This is a genomic window from Marinobacter daepoensis DSM 16072, from assembly GCF_000421165.1.
GTDB classification, from domain to species: domain Bacteria; phylum Pseudomonadota; class Gammaproteobacteria; order Pseudomonadales; family Oleiphilaceae; genus Marinobacter; species Marinobacter daepoensis.
Genome location: NZ_ATWI01000012.1, coordinates 104244 through 122254, shown reverse-complemented (window position 1 = coordinate 122254; position 18011 = coordinate 104244). Strand labels below are relative to the sequence as shown.

Here is an 18011-nt window from a genome sequence, read left to right as displayed (position 1 = left end):
CCTCGTTATCTTGATAGTCAATAAAACCAGTAGGTCAGTGAGCGTTAACCAATCGATGCCGCGCCGCTCACAATCTCCGAAATCTCCTGCGTGATCGCTGCCTGACGGGCCTTGTTATAGGCCAGTTGAAGCTCGTCAATGATGCTGCCAGCGTTGTCTGTCGCGCTCTTCATGGCAATCATCCGGGCAGCCTGCTCACAGGCCAGATTTTCTACCACACCCTGATACACCTGGGATTCGATATAACGTGGCATCAGCCCGTCAAGGATCGGACGGGAATCCGGCTCGTAGATGTAATCCCACTGGTGACCGATGTCTGCATCATCGCCTTCCGGCAGGGGCAACAGCTGCTCCGCCTTCGGGCTCTGAGTCATGGTGTTCACGAATTCGTTACTGATCAGGAACAGGCGGTCAATCTTGCCGTTCTCGAACGAATCCAGCATCACCTTGACGCTGCCAATCAGCTGATCCGCACTGGGGCTGTCGCCCATGTGCGTGACGGCTGCCACCACGTTTCCGCCGTAGTTGCGGAAGAAGGAGGCACCCTTCTGGCCAATGGCACAGATATCGGTCGCTATACCTTTCTGTTTCCATTCACGCATTTCTTTTACGAGCAGTTTGAACGCGTTGGTGTTCAGACCACCGCAAAGCCCGCGATCGGAGGAGACCACAATGTAGCCAACCCGTTTGACCTCGCGCTCTTGCATGAACGGATGGCGGTAATCTTTATTGGACTTCGCAATGTGTCCGATTACCTGACGCATCTTTTCGGCGTACGGGCGAGTCGCCTGCATACGCTCCTGAGCTTTACGCATCTTGCTCGCGGCCACCATTTCCATGGCGGACGTGATCTTCTGCGTGCTCTTGATGCTTCCGATCTGGTTACGTATTTCTTTTCCGACGGCCATAAGTCACTGCCTTTTCAAGTTAGACACTCAAATGGACCAGCAGGCCCGCACAACGGCGGGCCTTTTGGATTTACCAGCTCTGAGTGGTCTTGAATTTCTCCAGAGCAGCTTTGAGGCCGGCAGTGATGTCGTCGTTGAAGTTACCTTCAGGGCCGATCTTGTCCAGAAGCTCCTTCTGCTCGGACCGCATCCAGTCCAGCAGTTGGGCTTCAAAACTCACAACCTTGGTGACATCCACATCGTCCAGGAAGCCTTCGTTTGCTGCGAACAGTACGGTACCCATTTCCGCAACGGTCATCGGGCTGTACTGGTTCTGCTTCATCAGCTCGGTGACGCGCTGACCATGCTCCAGCTGCTTACGGGTTGCTTCGTCAAGGTCGGAAGCAAACTGGGCGAACGCCGCCAGTTCCCGGTACTGGGCCAGGGCCAGACGGATGTTACCGCCGAGCTTCTTCATGATCTTGGTCTGGGCTGCACCACCTACCCGGGATACAGAGATACCGGCGTTCATGGCCGGACGGATACCGGAGTTGAACAGGTTGGTTTCCAGGAAGATCTGACCATCGGTGATGGAGATTACGTTGGTCGGTACGAACGCAGACACGTCTCCGGCCTGGGTTTCGATGATTGGCAGAGCGGTCAGGGAACCGGTCTTGCCTTTCACTTCGCCGTTGGTGAACTGCTCAACGTAGTCGGCGTTCACGCGGGACGCACGCTCCAGCAGACGGGAGTGCAGATAGAAAACGTCACCCGGGAATGCTTCACGTCCTGGCGGACGACGCAGCAGCAGGGAGATCTGACGGTAAGCAACGGCCTGCTTAGACAGGTCATCGTATACGATCAGCGCGTCTTCACCGCGGTCACGGAAGAATTCACCCATGGAAGTACCGGCGTACGGCGCCAGGAACTGCATGGCGGCCGGATCAGCAGCACCAGCGGCAACCACGATGGTGTGGTCCATGGCACCGTGCTCTTCCAGCTTGCGCACAACGGCCGCAATGGAAGACTGCTTCTGACCAACGGCAACGTAGATACACTTGATGCCGGTGTTCTTCTGGTTGATGATCGCGTCGATCGCAACGGCGGTTTTACCGATCTGACGGTCACCGATGATCAGCTCACGCTGGCCGCGACCGATGGGAACCATGGTGTCGATGGCTTTCAGGCCAGTCTGCACCGGCTCGTCAACCGACTGACGTGCGATAACACCAGGAGCAACCTTTTCAACCGGGGAGGTCAGGCTGTTGCCCAGCTCGCCCTTGCCATCGATCGGGTTACCCAGAGAGTCAACTACACGACCCAGCAGTTCGTTACCAACGGGTACTTCCAGGATACGACCGGTACAACGTACCTTCTGACCTTCGGCCAGGCCTTCGTAATCACCCAGAACAACCGCACCCACCGAATCACGCTCCAGGTTCAGAGCCATGCCGTAGGTGCCGTTGGCAAATTCAATCATCTCACCGTACATAACGTCGGCAAGACCGTGGATCAGCACGATACCGTCAGAAACGGACAGGATCGTACCTTCGTTCTTTGCTTCGGAAGAGATGTCGAGTTTCTCGATTCTCTTCTTGATGATGTCACTGATCTCGGATGGATTCAGTTGCTGCATGCCTTTGTCCTCAAACCTTGTGCTGAAATCAGGAGCCCAGAGCCCTGGCCATTTTGGCCAGCTTGCCACGGACTGAAGCGTCGATAACCAGGTCGCCTGTTCGTACGATCACGCCACCGATCAGGGACTGATCCACGGTGGTTTCGAGTTCGACCTTGCGCTCCAGCTTTTTGGACAGTGCGTCGATCAGTTTCTGCTGCTCGTCGGAAGACAGTTCGAAAGCGGAATCGATTGTCAGGTGTACAGACTTTTCGAGATCTGCACGGTACAGACGGAACAGGGCAGAAACCTCCGGCAACAGGGCCAGACGCTTGTTTTCAGCAAGAATCAACAGGAAGTTTCTGAGTGCTTCAGGCAGCGGCTCTTCAAAACACTCTGCGAAGAGTTCCGCCTTGCGTTGCTCAGACAGGCCGGGGTTGGCCAGGATGTTCTTTACCTCTTGGTCAGCCGCAACCTGCGCTGCAAAAGCCAGTGCCCGATCCCACTGATCAATAGCGTTCTGGTCCTGCGCGGCATCAAAAACGGCCTTCGCATAGGGTCGGGCTAACGTCGTCAGTTCTGCCATGATGACCCTCGTTTAGAGTTCTGCGGCCAGCTTGTTCAGCATCTCGCTGTGAGCTTTGGCGTCTACAGAGGTTTCCAGAATCTTCTCGGCACCAGCCACGGCCAGAGTGGCCACTTCTGCTCTGAGTGCGTCGCGAGCCTGAACACGCTCCTGTTGAATTTCCGCCCTGGCCTGCTCAATAAGCTTTTCGCCTTCACTGCGGGCATCCTCTTTAGAGGCTTCCACAATCTGGGCGGCACGCTTGTTGGCCTGGTCAATCAGGGCTGCAGCTTCTTCTTTCGCCTTTTGCAGTTCTTTGGTGGCTTTTTCCTGGGCCAGTTCCAGATCGAGAGAAGCCCGATCGGCCGCGGATAGGCCATCTGCAATTTTCTTCTGGCGCGCTTCCATGGCTGCCGTAATCGGCGGCCATACATACTTGACGCAGAACCAGACGAAAATAGCGAAGGCAATCGATTGCCCTATCAACGTAAGGTTTATATTCACGGCGATATACCTCTTGCTATTCGTTGCGTCCTGGTTTCCGGGAAGAAGGGCGCACAACCACGGCTGGCGCCCTCAGTTCTCGGTTTAATTAACCAGCAACAACGAAGATCAGGTACATCGCGATACCAACACCGATCATGGGAACCGCATCAAGCAGACCCGCCATGATGAAGGCTTTGGTTTGCAGTTGGTTGGCCATTTCCGGCTGACGGGCAGTGGACTCAAGCAGTTTGCCGCCCAGCAGACCGAAACCGATACCAGCGCCCAGAGCGCCCAGACCGATGATCAACGCAGCTGCGATAAATACCATTTCCATTGAAGACTCCTCAGTTTTTTCAGATAGTTAAGGGTTTGTTTATTAAAGGGTTAATCAGTGATCTTCGTGCGCCGCACTGAGGTATACCACCGTCAGTACAGTAAAAATAAAGGCCTGAAGCGGGATCACCAGAATGTGGAAGATCGCCCAGGGAACGTTCAGCGTCCACTGAACCCACAGCGGCAACAACGCGATCAGGATAAAGACAACCTCACCAGCGTACATGTTACCGAACAGACGCAGTGCCAGACTGATCGGCTTGATGATCAATGCCAGGATTTCCAGCAGCAGGTTGAACGGGACCATAATCCAGTGGTTGAACGGGTTAAAGGCCAGTTCTTTGGTAAAACCACCTACGCCTTTCACCTTGAAGCTGTAGAACAGGATCAGCAGGAAAACACCGATGGAAATACCGAACGTACCGTTGGGATCGGTGGTTGGAACAATTTTGAAGTAGCCAAGCCCCAGAGCGGAAGCAATGGACGGGATATAGTCGATCGGGATCAGCTTCAGAATGTTCATCAGCAGAATCCAGACAAAAACCGTCAGTGCCAGCGGGGCAATCAACGGGTTCTTGCCGTGGAAAACATCGCGAACGATGCCCTGAACAAATTCAAAGGTCATTTCGACCAGATTCTGCAAGCCGCCCGGCGCGCCTTCGGTGACCCGGTTGGCCACGAAGCGGAACAGCCCCAGGAACAGGAGGCCCATTGCGATGGACCAGCCCATGGTATCCACATGGATAGCCATGAAGCCCATGTCTGCGGCTTCCTGACCGGTACGCGCGAAGGTCCAGGAGGCCTCCTGCACGACACTGCCATCCGCACGCTCATAGCCTTCCGGGAGCTTGCCATAGGTAAGGTTGGTAAGGTGGTGTTTTATATACTCTACTGGGGTACCAGCTGCCATACTGTTCTCATCCAGTCATCGCTGTGGTCGCGGCCGGATGAGCCAGCGCAATGCCGTACCCAACACAACCATCACAGCAAAAGTGAATAACAGAGCCGGTACGTGTACTGGCTCCATTAAAGTGAAAACGGCCGCAAAAAACACTGCGGTAAGGGCCAGCTTGATACTCTCGGCCCTGAATATGTTGCTCACTGCCAGGTGCATGTGTCGGGCACCCTGATAACGATAAGCGCGGTGAGCAAAGTACGCGTTTGGTATGACAAAAATAAGACCGCCAATCAGTGCGGAATACCCGGCCAAACGACTTTCCAACAACCACAACAGGCTCAGAACAAACAGAACCGCCATCTCTATGATCAACCACTTGCCAAGTGGTACGTACGTGATGGCTTTTGAAGAACGGTTCATATCATCAGCTGTCATTCCAAGCGCGCGGAATTATATGTGTTAACCGATAGGTGTTCAACATGGCCCGACGCAAATGCTGGCGGAAAAGTAAACAGACCACCCCCTGAAAACCCGAAGTTTTACACAGATTGTGTTACACACCAAACCCCACAACCACATGTGGTGTTTCTGGTGCTATACGGGACTTTAGGATGATTTTCAGGTTTTATTCGGCCGGTTACCGGATGTGGCCCAGAATGCCATCGAGCTCATCCAGCGAACTGTATTCAATTACCAGTTTGCCTTTGCCCCTGGTGCCGTGGTTGATCGCGACCCTGGCCCCCAGGCGTTCTGACAAATCATCCTGTAATGCCCGGATGTTCGGGTCCAGAGCAGGTGCCGCCGCCCCCTTCCCGTCATCGGGGCTGGCCTGCTGAATTCGACGCACCAGCGCTTCGGTCTGGCGTACAGACAACGATTTGGCCACGACCTGCCGGGCCACCAGCATCTGCTGTTCCGGCGGCAGAGTGAGCATCGCACGACCATGGCCCATTTCCAGATCACCGTGTTCCAGCATGAGACGCACGTCTTCGGTAAGACCAATCAGGCGCAGCAGGTTGGTGATGGTGGTTCGGGATTTCCCCACCGCTTCCGCCACCTGGGCCTGGGTCAGGCCAAATTCATCCTGCAGACGCTTTAAAGCAAAGGCTTCTTCAATCGGGTTGAGATTTTCCCGCTGGATATTCTCTATCAGCGCCATGGCAATGGCGGCTTCGTCCGGTACCTCGCGAATAATCGCGGGAATCCGGTCAAGCTCAGCCAGTTGCGTCGCCCGCCAGCGGCGTTCACCGGCGATCAGTTCATAGCGTCCTTCGCCCACCGGACGGACAACCACCGGTTGCATGACGCCCTGCTGACGAATGGAGTCGGCCAGCTCCTGCAGTGCCCCCGGGTCCATATCACGACGGGGCTGATAACGGCCACGCTGGATCAGATCGACCGGGATCTCACGCAGTTCACCATCGTGATCGCTGGTCTCCTGATTGAGATTCACCTTGGAGCCCTGGAGCAATGCTCCCAGACCCCGCTCGCCCAAGCCTCGCTTTTTCGCCGCCATGGTAGTTGTCATTCGTCCTGTAGAAATAAAGGGTGCCTGATTGCCTGACGGCGAACCATGTTACACCGCAACCGCAGAGGATGTCTTTTTTGATCCGTGCCGGCGCACCATCTCGCCAGCCAACGCCAGATAGGCCACTGCGCCCTTGGAAACCCGATCGTATTTGAGCGCTGGCATGCCGTAGCTGGGCGCCTCAGCCAAACGCACGTTCCGGGGGATAACCGCCCGGTACACCTTGTCGCCAAAATACTCACTGAGCTGGCCCGACACATCCAGTGTCAGGCTGTTGCGGGGGTCGTACATGGTGCGCAGAATGCCTTCAATCTCCAGGTTGGGATTAACCGTCTCCTGAATCTGCTCCACCGTATTCATCAGAGCCGCCAGCCCTTCCAGTGCATAGTACTCGCACTGCATCGGAATGAGCACCGAATCGGCTGCGGACAGCGCGTTCACCGTCAACAGACTAAGAGACGGCGGGCAATCGATCAGAATGTAATCGTAGTTCGCCCCGACGGCATTGAGCGTGAGACGCAGCCGGTGCTCCCGCCCGATCTCGTTCATCAGCTCCACCTCAGCGGCCGTAAGGTCGCCGTTGGCTGGCAGCAAATCAAAACCTGACGCCTCGGCATGAAGGATTACCTCGGCCGGGGTCGCTCGCTTGGTGAGGACATCGTACCCGGAGAGCTCAAGGGTATTTTTATCCACACCACTGCCCATGGTCGCGTTGCCCTGGGGGTCCATATCCACCAGCAGTACCCGTCGCTTGGTGGCTGCCAGAGACGCAGCAAGGTTCACGCAGGTGGTGGTTTTGCCCACACCGCCTTTCTGATTGGTCACTGCAATCACGCGTGCCATGCTTTGCCTCCTGATATTGGGGTTGCCGGTGTCACCTGGCCCGGGCGACGACCAGCAAATGCCGTTCGCCGTCTGATCCGGGGACACTCAGGGAATGACGGGATTCTACCTGCCAGCCCGCCGGAAGGGCAGCCACCTCATCATCCGGATACTGACCTTTCATGGCAAGGAACTCACCGTCTTTCGCCAGCAACGCATCGCACCAGGTCACCAGGTTCGCCAATGCGGTGAAGGCCCGGCTGCTGATCTGGGCGTAGGGCTGCACCGGCCGACAGTCTTCAGCCCGGCCATGAATCACATCGACGTTACGCAACCCCAGCTCCAGCACACACTGGTTCAGGAACCGGGTTTTCTTGCCGTTGCTGTCCAGCAGAGTAAATTGCTTGTCCGGGAAAACGATGGCCAGCGGTATTCCCGGCAAGCCGCCACCGGCCCCGACATCCAGCAGGTGGCTTGTGGTTATCCAAGGGGCGATGCTAAGACTGTCGAGCAGCTGGCGCGAGACCATCTCGTGCTCGTTCCGGACCGCCGTCAGGTTATACGCCCGGTTCCATTTGTTCAGCAATGCCAGGAACGCCAGTAACTGTTGTTGCTGACCGTCACTCAGAGACAGATTCATTGTCGCCAGCCCATCGCGGAGCTGGCCCGGCCATTGTGGATAACTCATCTCAGGCGCTCTGCTTTTTCAACAGGTCGCGTTTTTTCAGATAAACCAGAATCTGGCTCACCGCGGCCGGGGTTACGCCCTGTATCCGGGAAGCCTGGGCCACCGTCTCGGGGCGCACATCCTTGAGTTTCTGCTTGATCTCATTGGACAGACCACCGATGACGTCGTAGTCCAGATCCAATGGCAAGGCGGTATTCTCGTTCTTGCGCAGGCGCTCGATTTCGTCCGCCTGGCGCGAGATGTAACCTTCGTACTTGATCTCAATTTCCACCTGGTCGGCCACATTCGGGTCGTCGGCCCGCTCAGCACCAATCTCGGCAATGTGGTCGTATACGATTTCCGGGCGGCGGAGCAATTCGGCCAGGGACTGGTCCCGGGTCAGCGGCTGCTTCAGGTAGCCGTTGGCCCGCTCACCAGCGTCGGTGTTGGGGTGAATGCGGGTCGCTTCCAGACGACGGCGCTCACTGGTAATGCCATCGCACTTGTTGCTGAACGCCTGCCAGCGTTCGTCGTCCACCAGTCCAAGCTTGCGTCCGGTCTCTGTCAGGCGCAGGTCTGCATTGTCTTCCCTCAGGATCAGCCGGTATTCCGCGCGGCTGGTGAACATACGGTACGGTTCCTGAGTCCCCATGGTAATCAGGTCATCCACCAGAACGCCCAGGTAAGCCTCATCCCGGCGTGGGTACCATTCTTCTTTCTCCTGAGCTCGGAGCGAGGCGTTCAGGCCCGCCAGCAGCCCTTGTGCACCGGCTTCTTCGTAGCCGGTGGTGCCGTTGATCTGGCCGGCAAAATACAGGCCCCGGATAAATTTGGTTTCCAGAGTGTGGCGCAGATCCTGCGGGTTCAGGTAATCGTACTCAATGGCGTAACCCGGGCGCAGGATGTGGGCGTTCTCGAACCCGGGAATCGAGCGCACCGCCTTGAGCTGAATATCAAACGGTAAACTGGTGGAAATGCCGTTCGGGTACAGTTCGTTGGTGGTCAGGCCTTCCGGCTCCACAAAGATCTGGTGTGAATCCTTGTCGGCGAAGCGGTTGACCTTATCCTCGATGGACGGACAGTAGCGCGGGCCCACGCCTTCAATATTCCCGGCAAACATCGGTGAGCGGTCGAAACCACTGCGAATGATGTCATGGGTTTCTTCCGTGGTACGGGTGACGTAGCAACAGATCTGCTCTGGATGTTCGTCACGGTGCCCCAGGAACGACATCACCGGTGTCGGGTCATCCCCCCACTGTTCCTGCATCACGGAAAAATCCACGGTGCGGGCGTCGATGCGTGGCGGGGTGCCGGTTTTCAGGCGCCCGATGTTGAACGGCAGTTCCCGGAGGCGCCGGGCCAGCGCGTTCGCCGGCGCATCACCAGCGCGGCCGCCGGCGTGATTCTGCATTCCAATGTGGATAACTCCGCCAAGGAAGGTTCCGGTGGTGAGAACCACGGTTTTTCCATTGAAGCGAATCCCTGTCTGGGTCACCACGCCCACCACCTGGTCGTTTTCCACAATCAGGTCGTCGGCCGCCTGCTGGAACAGGGTGAGGTTGGGCTGGTTTTCCAGGGTGTGACGAATGGCCGCCTTGTACAGAATCCGGTCTGCCTGGGCTCGGGTGGCACGCACCGCCGGCCCCTTCCGGCTGTTCAACACCCGGAACTGAATACCGGCCTGGTCCGTGGCACGAGCCATCGCGCCTCCCAGCGCATCAATCTCTTTCACCAGATGGCTTTTGCCAATACCACCGATGGCGGGGTTGCAGGACATCTGCCCCAACGTCTCAATGTTGTGGGTCAGCAGCAAGGTCTGGGACCCCATGCGCGCGGCTGCCAGGGCAGCTTCGGTACCGGCATGGCCACCACCTATGACAATGACATCGAAACGGGTCGGGAACTCCACTCTTCACCTCAGAGATCGGGCTTTAAATAAGGGTATAAAAACAGGGCGGCGAGTATAACGTCTCACCCGGGAAAATGCAGTCGAAATGTGCAAATTTTAACCAGATACGAAGTAAAATAGAAGCTGGAGGGCCATCAACAGGCACGGGAGGCCGCTGGGGAAAACCGAAAGTTTCGGGTTTTCATAGCCTTGTCATCTATTGTTCAAAAAAGTTTTCAAAAAGTTATCCACAAAATCCAGGCTTTAAAAAACCACCCAAAAACCACTTAACTATATGATAAAAAATAAATAAATAAAAAAAGCCAGAGGTTGTTAGCAAATTATCCCTAAAATTATCCACAACGCTCTGCCACGATCATGGAGTTTCGGGCAGAGCCGCCGGGCCATTCAGAAATCATCCGCTTTGCGCTGAAGTGCCACCGCTGTACCACCTCCTCCAGAGGTGCCTGTCGCCAGTCGCTCGAGCTCCTGCTCCACCGCATTTGACGATTTAGCGTACCGCGCCAGCAGGTTGTACAACACCGGGATGATGAACAGGGTGAGTGTGGTGGCAAAAATCAGCCCGCCCAGAATGACCACTCCGATCGCCGCCCGGCTTTCCGCTCCCGCTCCGGAGGCAATGACCAGCGGCACCGCACCAAAAACGGTGGAGATGGTGGTCATCAACACCGGTCTGAACCGGAGGATAGCCCCTTCCAGAATGGCATCCCTGACCTCATACCCTTTATCCCGAAGCTGATTGGCAAACTCCACGATCAGGATGCCGTTCTTGGCCATCAGCCCCAACAGCATAATGATGCCAATCTGGCTGTAGATGTTCAGGCTGATGCCCGACCAGGCCAGGGCCAGCAACGCACCGGTTACTGCCAACGGAACCGACAGCATGATGATCATCGGGTGAATCCAGCTTTCGAACTGAGCCGCCAACACCAGAAAAACAATGATGAACGCCAGCCCGAAGGTCAGGTAGATGGCCGCAGAGGAATCCTGGAACTCCTGAGACAACCCCTGATAGCTGAGGCGGGCCTCGGGCGGCAAGTTATCCACAGCCAGGTTATTCAGATACGTGAGTGCCGAGCCCAGATCGTACCCTTCGGCCAGGGAGGCACTGACCACCACAGCAGGCAACCGGTCAATGCGACGGAGGTCAGGGTTGGCGCCGACTTCTTCCACCGACACCAGCGCCTTGAGCGGAATCAATTCCCCTCCAGCCCGGGGCCGCAGGAAAACCTGCTCCAGATCACCCGGTGTTGCCCGGTCGGCATCATCGGCCTGAACGATAACATCGTATTCCCGGCCCCGGTCCAGGTAGGTCGTAACTTGCCGGGACGCAAGCATGGTCTGGAGCGTCTGGCCGACATCCTCAACGGTGATGTCCAGATCCGCCGCCCGATCCCGATCAATCCGAACCCTCAGCTCCGGCCGGGTCAGTTCAAAATCGGTATCCACGTTCAGGAGATTCGGGTTCTCTTTGGCCCGCTCGGCGATTTCTTCACTCCAGGCCTGAACCGACTCGTAATCCGGCCCCGCAATCACAAATTCCACAGGCTGGCTAAAGCCGCGCTGGCCAAGACCCGGTGGGTTAATGGCATTGATTCGGACCCCGCTGATGTCCGACAGCTTGTCCCGGATCTGTGTCGTCACCTGCTGCTGCTTGATGTCTCGCTGCTCCCAGGGCATCAACCCCATGATCATAAACGCGCTGTCTTCCTCATCGCGAAACCCGACAATCGACAAGAAGCGCTCCGCGACTCCCTCCTCCAGGTAGGGTAGCAGGCGTTCCTCCGCCTGTTTCACAAAGTGGTCGGTGAATTCCACGGTGGCGCCTCTGGGTGCGCTGACCGGCATGATGATCACGCCGCGATCCTCAGTCGGGGCCAGCTCCTGAGGCAATTTCGGGAAGATCACAACAGCAACCATCAACCCCACCAGCCCGAGCCCAAGCAACAAACCGGGCTGCTTCAGGGAGAAACGAAGGAGCCTCTCGTAACCGCGGGTGAGCCCGTTGATCAAGCGTTCACTGACCGCCCAGAACCGGTGCCCTTCCGCGCTGTCCGGGCTGTGTCTCAACCATTTGGAACACAGCATGGGCGCCAGAGTCAGGGCAACCAGGCTGGAGACCACCACCGCCGCCGCCAGGGTAAACCCGAATTCCGCAAACAGGCGCCCGACATTGCCGCCCATGAACGAAATCGGCACAAAGACGGCCACCAGCGTCAGTGTGGTCGCAATCACCGCGAAGGCGACCTGCTTCGCACCCCGGTAGGCCGCCAGTAACGGTGGCTCACCTTCGTCGATCCGGCGCTGGATGTTTTCCAGCATGACAATGGCATCATCCACCACCAACCCGATGGCCAGAATAATCGCCAGCAGGGTCAGAACGTTGATGGAGAAACCCAGGAACCCCAGGCCGATGAACGCCCCGATCACCGCAACCGGGATGGTCACCGCCGGAATCAGGGTTGCCCGCCAAGAACGCAGGAACAGAAAAATCACCAGGATCACCAGAGAGACGGCAATCACCAGCGTGATCAGCACCTCTTTAATGGAAGCCCGGATGAACACCGATTCGTCATAGCTCTCGGCAATCCGGACCTCCGGTGGCAGGGTTCTGCGAATGTTCTCCAGTTCGGCCTGCACGGCATCAGATACCGCCACCGTGTTCGCTTTAGATTGTCGGATCACCCCCATTCCGATGGCCGTCTCGCCATTGGCCCGCAACCGGCCAACATCCGATTCCACCCCCACCTGAACATTTGCCACTTCCCCTAGCCGCAACAAATCGTTGCCGTCGCGGCGAATCACCAGATTCCGGAATTCCTCTACGGTGGATAAACGGCCCTCGGCCCGCACGGTAAAATTGCGGGTGGAGGAATCCACAGAGCCCGCCGGAAGTTCGACGTTGTTCTGCCGCAACGCCTGTTCCACCTCCGACACGGTGATGTTGCGTGCGGCCAGGCGGGTTCGGTCCAGCCATACCCGAATGGCATAACGCCGCTCGCCTCCAATTCGCACATCGGCCACGCCATCAAGTACCGACAGCCGGTCTGCCAGTACCCGGTCTGCAAAGTCACTCAGCTCGGCACTGTCCCAGACATCGCTGATGAGGGTCACCCACATCATCGGCCGGGCATCGGAATCGGCTTTTCTCACAACCGGCGGGTCGGCTTCGTCTGGCAACTGGTTCAGAACCCGGGAGACCGCGTCCCGGACATCATTAGCAGCAATATCGACATCGCGGGACGTATCAAACTCGATGGAGGTACGGGACTCCCCCTGTTCGGTGGAGGATTCAATAGAGCGGATCCCTTCAATCCCGCTGATGGCCCCCTCGATGACCTGGGTGATCTGGGTATCGACCACTTCTGCTGCCGCACCGGTGTAATCCGTGGACACAGAGACCACGGGCGGGTCAATGTCCGGATATTCGCGCACCGGCAGCCCCAACAGGGCCGCCAGACCAAAAACCACAATCAGCAGGCTGAGAACGGTGGCAAAAACCGGGCGTTTGATCGACACATCCGACAGTACCATCGCTCAGGACTCCACGGTCTGAGCAAAACGATTGTCCGGAATCGCCTGATCGTTGTTTTGCACGTCAAGGCGGTCGCCGGTACTCAGGCGATCCTGGCCCGTGATCACGACCGCGTCCTCCAGCGTCAGGCCGGAGACGATCTCGACCAGACCCGGCAGGCGCGATCCGGTCACCACAGGCACCCGACGAGCCACACCGTCCTCGGCCAGGAACACATATTTGTCGTTGCCACGAATCATCAGCGCCTGCTCGGGAATGACCATCCCCTCCCGCTCCTGCAGGGTCAGGGCCGCCGACATAAACTGGCCTGGCCGAAGCCGGCCATCCGGGTTCCCGATAATGGCTCTGACCGACAGCGTCCGGCTCAGCTCACTGATGCGCGTCGCCAACTCCACCAGAGCCCCCTCGAAGATTTCGCCCGGAAAGGCCGGTGACGTGGCAACCACCTGCTGCCCCACCCGAACCTGGCCCACGAAACGTTCCGGGACTGCAAAACTCATTTCCATGCTGTCAATGCTGTCCAGCGTGGTAATCCCGGTGCCCGCCTGAAGGTAGGCGCCGATACTGATGTCGGAAAGCCCGGCCACGCCAGCAAACGGCGCTTCAATATGATGGTTTTCCAGTCGAACCCTGGCGGACTGTCGCTGGGCCTCGGCGACACTGACGGCCGTCCTCAGCTCGTCCACCTGAGCTTGCGACACGCTGTTGTTCGCGCGCAATCGCAGAGCGCGTTCCAGCTGTCGACGGGCATCCGCCAACTGGGCTTCAATAACCTGCAGGTCAGCCCGGGCCTGGCGATCGTCCAGCCGCACCAAAACGTCTCCCCTGGTCACTTTCCGCCCCGGCTCCAGATTGATTTCAACTACCCGGCCACTGACTTCGGTGGTCAGTTCCACCGTTTCCAGAGCTTTCAGATTCGCTACTGACCGAACGTCGTCCCGAACGCTCGCCAACCGTGGTTCAACAGCGCTGACCTTGCTCACTCTGGCCTGTCCGCTACCCTGCTCCTCCACAGATGGTTCGATGGACAGGTATATCGCAGCACCTCCCGCGCCCGCAGCAACCAGCACAGCAGCAATCAGCCATTGTTTCCACATGGGGTTCACAAACCTTTCAGAGTTCAGTTCTGCGGGCCGGGCCCGCGTTTCGTTTTCTGTATCACCAACACCACTTCGCCAACCGGTATCCCCCACTTGCTCATGGTGGTCTGATTGATCAGCGTGTCGGGGGTGACCAGATACATCCAGTCATCCATCCGGACGTCGATTGTGCTGTCGCCGTATGACACCCTCAGGACATAGTTCATATGAATCGCATTGCCCTGCCAGCGCATCGTGCCTGCCTCAATCACATCCCCGGCCGTGGCGCGATAACCTCCGTTGTCCGGTGTCAGGGTCCAGACCCGGGTCTGAACTTCTCCATCATCAAACCGGAACACCTCATCCAGCGTTCCGACACCGTGTTCATCCCAACGGGCCACAATGTCGGCATCAAAAGTCCGGATAACCTCGCCGGCGTAGTCCTTGACCACACCCCGGGCGGAAAGTTCGCCCTGAAAGAACCCGGATGGCACCAGAGCCGGCCCCCGATCCCGGTAATCGTCCAGCGACGGCCCGGCACACGCGGTCAGCACCATGGTTATCAACAGTATAAGAGCCCCCCTTCGAAGGCCATTGAAATTGCCTGAAATACGCAGCTTTTGCATGACTTTTACACTCCTGGGCAAACGGGGCGGCCAACCGCCCGGATTGTTCAGGATTACGGGCCAGAGGCCAGGCCCGATCAGTCCCGGGCAGCAAGCGTCATTTCAGCCAATTGTCCGTTCTGACACCTGTCCGGGCGCTTTCCGTCAATGGCAGCCTCCCATGAATGCCGTAAAACGGCTCTTATAACGGCCAACAGGCCCAACCGATTCCGGATAATCAAAGTCAATGAGGACTGGCCATGCCTGTGTATAAAGCGCCCCTGAGGGACATGAAATTCCTGCTCAACGACGTGTTCGACTACCCGGGCCATTACCAGACTCTGGCCTCCGGTGAAAACGCCACCCCCGACATCGTTGAGGCCATCCTGACCGAGTGCGGCCGCTTCTGCGAAGAGGTCCTGAGCCCGCTGTATCAGTCTGGCGATGAAGAAGGCTGCAAACTGGACAACGGGGAAGTCACCACCCCCAAAGGTTACCGGGAAGCGTACGATCAGTACGTGATGGGGGGCTGGCAGGGGCTGTCGGCCCCGGAAGAGTTCGGTGGCCAGGGGTTACCGGCCTCCATGGGCCTGCTGAAACAGGAAATGATGGGCACCGCCAACTGGTCGTTTTCCATGTACCCCGGGCTGTCTCTGGGTGCCATGAACACCATCTTCCTGCACGGCGATGAGCACCAGAAACAAACCTACCTGATCCCCCTCACCGAAGGCCGGTGGGGCGGCACCATGTGCCTGACCGAACCCCAGTGCGGCACCGATCTGGGCCAGGTGAAGACCAAAGCCGAGCCCCAGGCAGACGGCAGTTATACACTGACCGGCACCAAGATTTTTATCTCCTCCGGGGAGCACGATCTCACCGAGAACATCGTTCACATCGTGCTGGCGAGGTTGCCTGATGCCCCGAAAGGCACCAAAGGCATCAGCCTGTTCATCGTGCCCAAATTCCTGCCCGGTGCCGACGGAGGGCTGGGTGAGCGCAATGCCGTAAGCTGTGGCGCCCTGGAAAAGAAAATGGGCATCAAGGCGTCGGCCACCTGTGTGATGAACTTCGACGGCGCAACCGGTTTCCTCATCGGCCCGGAGAACCAGGGCCTGGAGTGCATGTTCACGTTTATGAACACCGCCCGCATTGGTACCGCCATTCAGGGCGTGGGCCCGGCTGAACTGTCGTATCAGTGGGCGCTGGACTACGCCAGGGAGCGCCGTTCCATGCGCGCGCTGTCGGGTAAGAAAGACCCGGACCAGGTTGCTGACAGCCTGATTCACCATGCCGATGTCCGTCGCATGCTGCTGACCCAGAAAGCCATCGCAGAGGGTGGTCGGGCAATGCTCTATTACGCCGCCAGGCTTGCGGACCACATGGTCGAGGCCCACACCGCCGGCGACGAACAAAAAGCCGCGAAATACGACGACAAGCTTGGGTTTCTCACCCCGATCCTCAAAGGCTTCCTGACCGAACTGGGTTGCGAAGCCACCAATCTGGGTATGCAGGTGTTCGGTGGCCACGGCTACATTCGCGAGCACGGGATGGAGCAGATTGTCCGGGACACCCGCATCTCCACACTTTACGAAGGCACCACCGGAATCCAGGCTCTGGACCTGCTGGGCCGGAAGGTGCTGTTGATGACCCAGGGCGGCGCGGTGCGCGAGTTCACCCTGAAGGTTGCCAACTTCGCCCGCAAGCATCTGACCAATAAACAGCTGCGGCCCATGTCGGTGGAGCTGCTGAAACTGACGGCCCAGTGGAACCTGTTAACCGTGCGGGTCATGCTGGCGGCCCGTAAGGATCGGGATGTTGTGAGTGCTGCCGCCAACGACTTCCTGATGTACAGCGGCTACGTGACCATGGCCTACATGTGGCTGCGTCAGGCAGCTGTCGCGGTGGACCGGCTGAACGAGGGAGGCGAGGAATCTGGGGCCTTCTATCAAACCAAACTGGCAACGGCCGAATTCTATTACGAGCGGTTACTGCCCCGGGCCCAGGCGCACGCCACCAGCATGCTGAGCCCTGCCCGGAACCTGATGCAGGTAGAACCGGAGCATCTGGCCTTTACCGGTTGATCACCGGTCATTTCCTGTCCCGGGCAGTGCCCGGGACGTTTTTCGCTTTTTCAGAAACTTACTGGCTCAGAGCCCGTACTTGGTCTCAATCGCCTCGTAAATACCGTTACTCTTGATGGTTTCCAGGCCTTTATTCAGTTTCTGAATGACATCATCCGGCGTATCAACGTTCATCGCCAGATACAGCTCGGCCTCGTTGAACGAATAGACCGGAACCAGACCTTCCACATTCTGCTGAGACGCGAAGTAAGGCCCCGCGAGCTTCTCGGCGATCCACAGATCCACCTGCCCGAGTTCCAGGCGCCGGGGGTTCAGATCATCGCTTTCCATTTCCGAGACCTTGTAGCCACGCTCCAGCAGGTACTCCGTCATAACGTCACCCCGGTAGCCGGCGTACAGCAGGCCACGGGTATCTTCAAGCTTGTCGATCTTAAGATTGGTGCCGGCGGGCGCGAAAATCGTCCACAGGTTTGTCGTCAGTGGTCCGACCCACTTGAACTGAGGCGCCCGGCTTTCGGTGTAGGTGGTGCAGAAAATACCGTGGTTCTTCTTGTTCAGGGCACGGTTATAGCCGTAATCCCAGTTACGCAGTTTGACCACATGGTCCAGCCCGGAAACCTCAAGCACAGCTTTGACCATCTCAGTACAAAGCCCGTCGATGCCATCGCCATTGTGCTCAAAAGCCCGGCCGGTGGAACTCATGTTATAGGGCGGAAAGCTCTCCGTGTAGATATAAAGTTTTTCAGAACCCAGAACAGGTAAAGAAACACTGGAAAACACCAATAATGCGGTAAACAGGAAGGCTGTCTTGGACACAGGTTATCTCCTTATTATTCGAAGACTTTCACTGCAAGTGAAACAACGGCGCTGTGAATCGACATTATAGCCTACATGAATTTTATATATTCTTTTATAACTAAACTGTTTGTTTTGGTAAGGGTGGCGGCCCCCATAGAAGCGAAAGGTTACGCAAAGAGCATACCCTCAGGCACGCTCAGCCA

General features: G+C 57.4%; 16 protein-coding genes. 1 reads left to right on the top strand and 15 read right to left on the bottom strand.

What is annotated here, in order from left to right:
- Positions 1-44 precede the first annotated feature (44 nt).
- From atpG to K325_RS0114360, 14 genes are all read right to left on the bottom strand, one after another.
- Positions 45-908 (bottom strand): F0F1 ATP synthase subunit gamma, encoded by an 864-nt coding sequence (gene atpG / locus K325_RS0114425; RefSeq protein ID WP_029654974.1) that lies wholly within the window; start codon positions 906-908, stop codon positions 45-47.
- A 70-nt stretch (positions 909-978) separates the two neighbouring features.
- Positions 979-2523, bottom strand: a complete 1545-nt coding sequence (atpA, locus tag K325_RS0114420; protein ID WP_029654973.1) for a F0F1 ATP synthase subunit alpha — start codon at positions 2521-2523, stop codon at positions 979-981.
- Positions 2524-2551: 28 nt separating this feature from the next.
- Entirely contained in the window at positions 2552-3088 is a 537-nt protein-coding gene (locus tag K325_RS0114415; RefSeq protein ID WP_029654972.1) for a F0F1 ATP synthase subunit delta, read from the bottom strand.
- Between the two features lie 12 nt (positions 3089-3100).
- The gene (locus K325_RS0114410; protein WP_029654971.1) at positions 3101-3571 is read right to left on the bottom strand and encodes a F0F1 ATP synthase subunit B; all 471 of its coding nucleotides are present in this window, start codon (positions 3569-3571) and stop codon (positions 3101-3103) included.
- Positions 3572-3659: 88 nt separating this feature from the next.
- On the bottom strand, positions 3660-3887 hold the full coding sequence (atpE, locus tag K325_RS0114405) for a F0F1 ATP synthase subunit C (RefSeq protein WP_014423137.1): 228 nt from the start codon (positions 3885-3887) through the stop codon (positions 3660-3662).
- Between the two features lie 54 nt (positions 3888-3941).
- A complete protein-coding gene (gene atpB, locus K325_RS0114400) occupies positions 3942-4796 on the bottom strand; it encodes a F0F1 ATP synthase subunit A (RefSeq protein ID WP_029654970.1) in 855 nt (284 codons plus the stop codon).
- A 15-nt stretch (positions 4797-4811) separates the two neighbouring features.
- Positions 4812-5204, bottom strand: coding sequence for an ATP synthase subunit I (locus K325_RS0114395; RefSeq protein WP_036193630.1), 393 nt, complete (start codon positions 5202-5204; stop codon positions 4812-4814).
- Between the two features lie 217 nt (positions 5205-5421).
- Positions 5422-6300 carry a ParB/RepB/Spo0J family partition protein gene (locus K325_RS0114390; protein WP_029654968.1) on the bottom strand — a complete coding sequence of 293 codons (879 nt, stop codon included), beginning with the start codon at positions 6298-6300 and terminating at the stop codon, positions 5422-5424.
- A 60-nt stretch (positions 6301-6360) separates the two neighbouring features.
- Entirely contained in the window at positions 6361-7155 is a 795-nt protein-coding gene (locus K325_RS0114385; RefSeq protein WP_029654967.1) for a ParA family protein, read from the bottom strand.
- 31 nt (positions 7156-7186) lie between these two features.
- Positions 7187-7822 (bottom strand): 16S rRNA (guanine(527)-N(7))-methyltransferase RsmG, encoded by a 636-nt coding sequence (rsmG, locus tag K325_RS0114380; protein ID WP_029654966.1) that lies wholly within the window; start codon positions 7820-7822, stop codon positions 7187-7189.
- A 1-nt stretch (position 7823) separates the two neighbouring features.
- Complete coding sequence (gene mnmG / locus K325_RS0114375; RefSeq protein ID WP_029654965.1) at positions 7824-9710, bottom strand: tRNA uridine-5-carboxymethylaminomethyl(34) synthesis enzyme MnmG; 1887 nt, start codon at positions 9708-9710, stop codon at positions 7824-7826.
- 387 nt (positions 9711-10097) lie between these two features.
- Positions 10098-13244, bottom strand: coding sequence for an efflux RND transporter permease subunit (locus K325_RS0114370; RefSeq protein ID WP_029654964.1), 3147 nt, complete (start codon positions 13242-13244; stop codon positions 10098-10100).
- A gap of 3 nt (positions 13245-13247) precedes the next feature.
- Positions 13248-14342, bottom strand: coding sequence for an efflux RND transporter periplasmic adaptor subunit (locus tag K325_RS0114365; protein ID WP_029654963.1), 1095 nt, complete (start codon positions 14340-14342; stop codon positions 13248-13250).
- A 23-nt stretch (positions 14343-14365) separates the two neighbouring features.
- Positions 14366-14881 (bottom strand): DUF3833 domain-containing protein, encoded by a 516-nt coding sequence (locus tag K325_RS0114360; RefSeq protein ID WP_420835451.1) that lies wholly within the window; start codon positions 14879-14881, stop codon positions 14366-14368.
- Positions 14882-15189: 308 nt separating this feature from the next.
- Here K325_RS0114360 and K325_RS0114355 point away from each other — a divergent pair, with 308 nt between their 5' ends.
- Entirely contained in the window at positions 15190-17010 is a 1821-nt protein-coding gene (locus K325_RS0114355) for an acyl-CoA dehydrogenase C-terminal domain-containing protein (protein WP_029654961.1), read from the top strand.
- A gap of 66 nt (positions 17011-17076) precedes the next feature.
- Here K325_RS0114355 and K325_RS0114350 read toward each other — a convergent pair whose 3' ends face one another.
- On the bottom strand, positions 17077-17826 hold the full coding sequence (locus tag K325_RS0114350) for a substrate-binding periplasmic protein (protein WP_029654960.1): 750 nt from the start codon (positions 17824-17826) through the stop codon (positions 17077-17079).
- Positions 17827-18011: the final 185 nt, after the last annotated feature.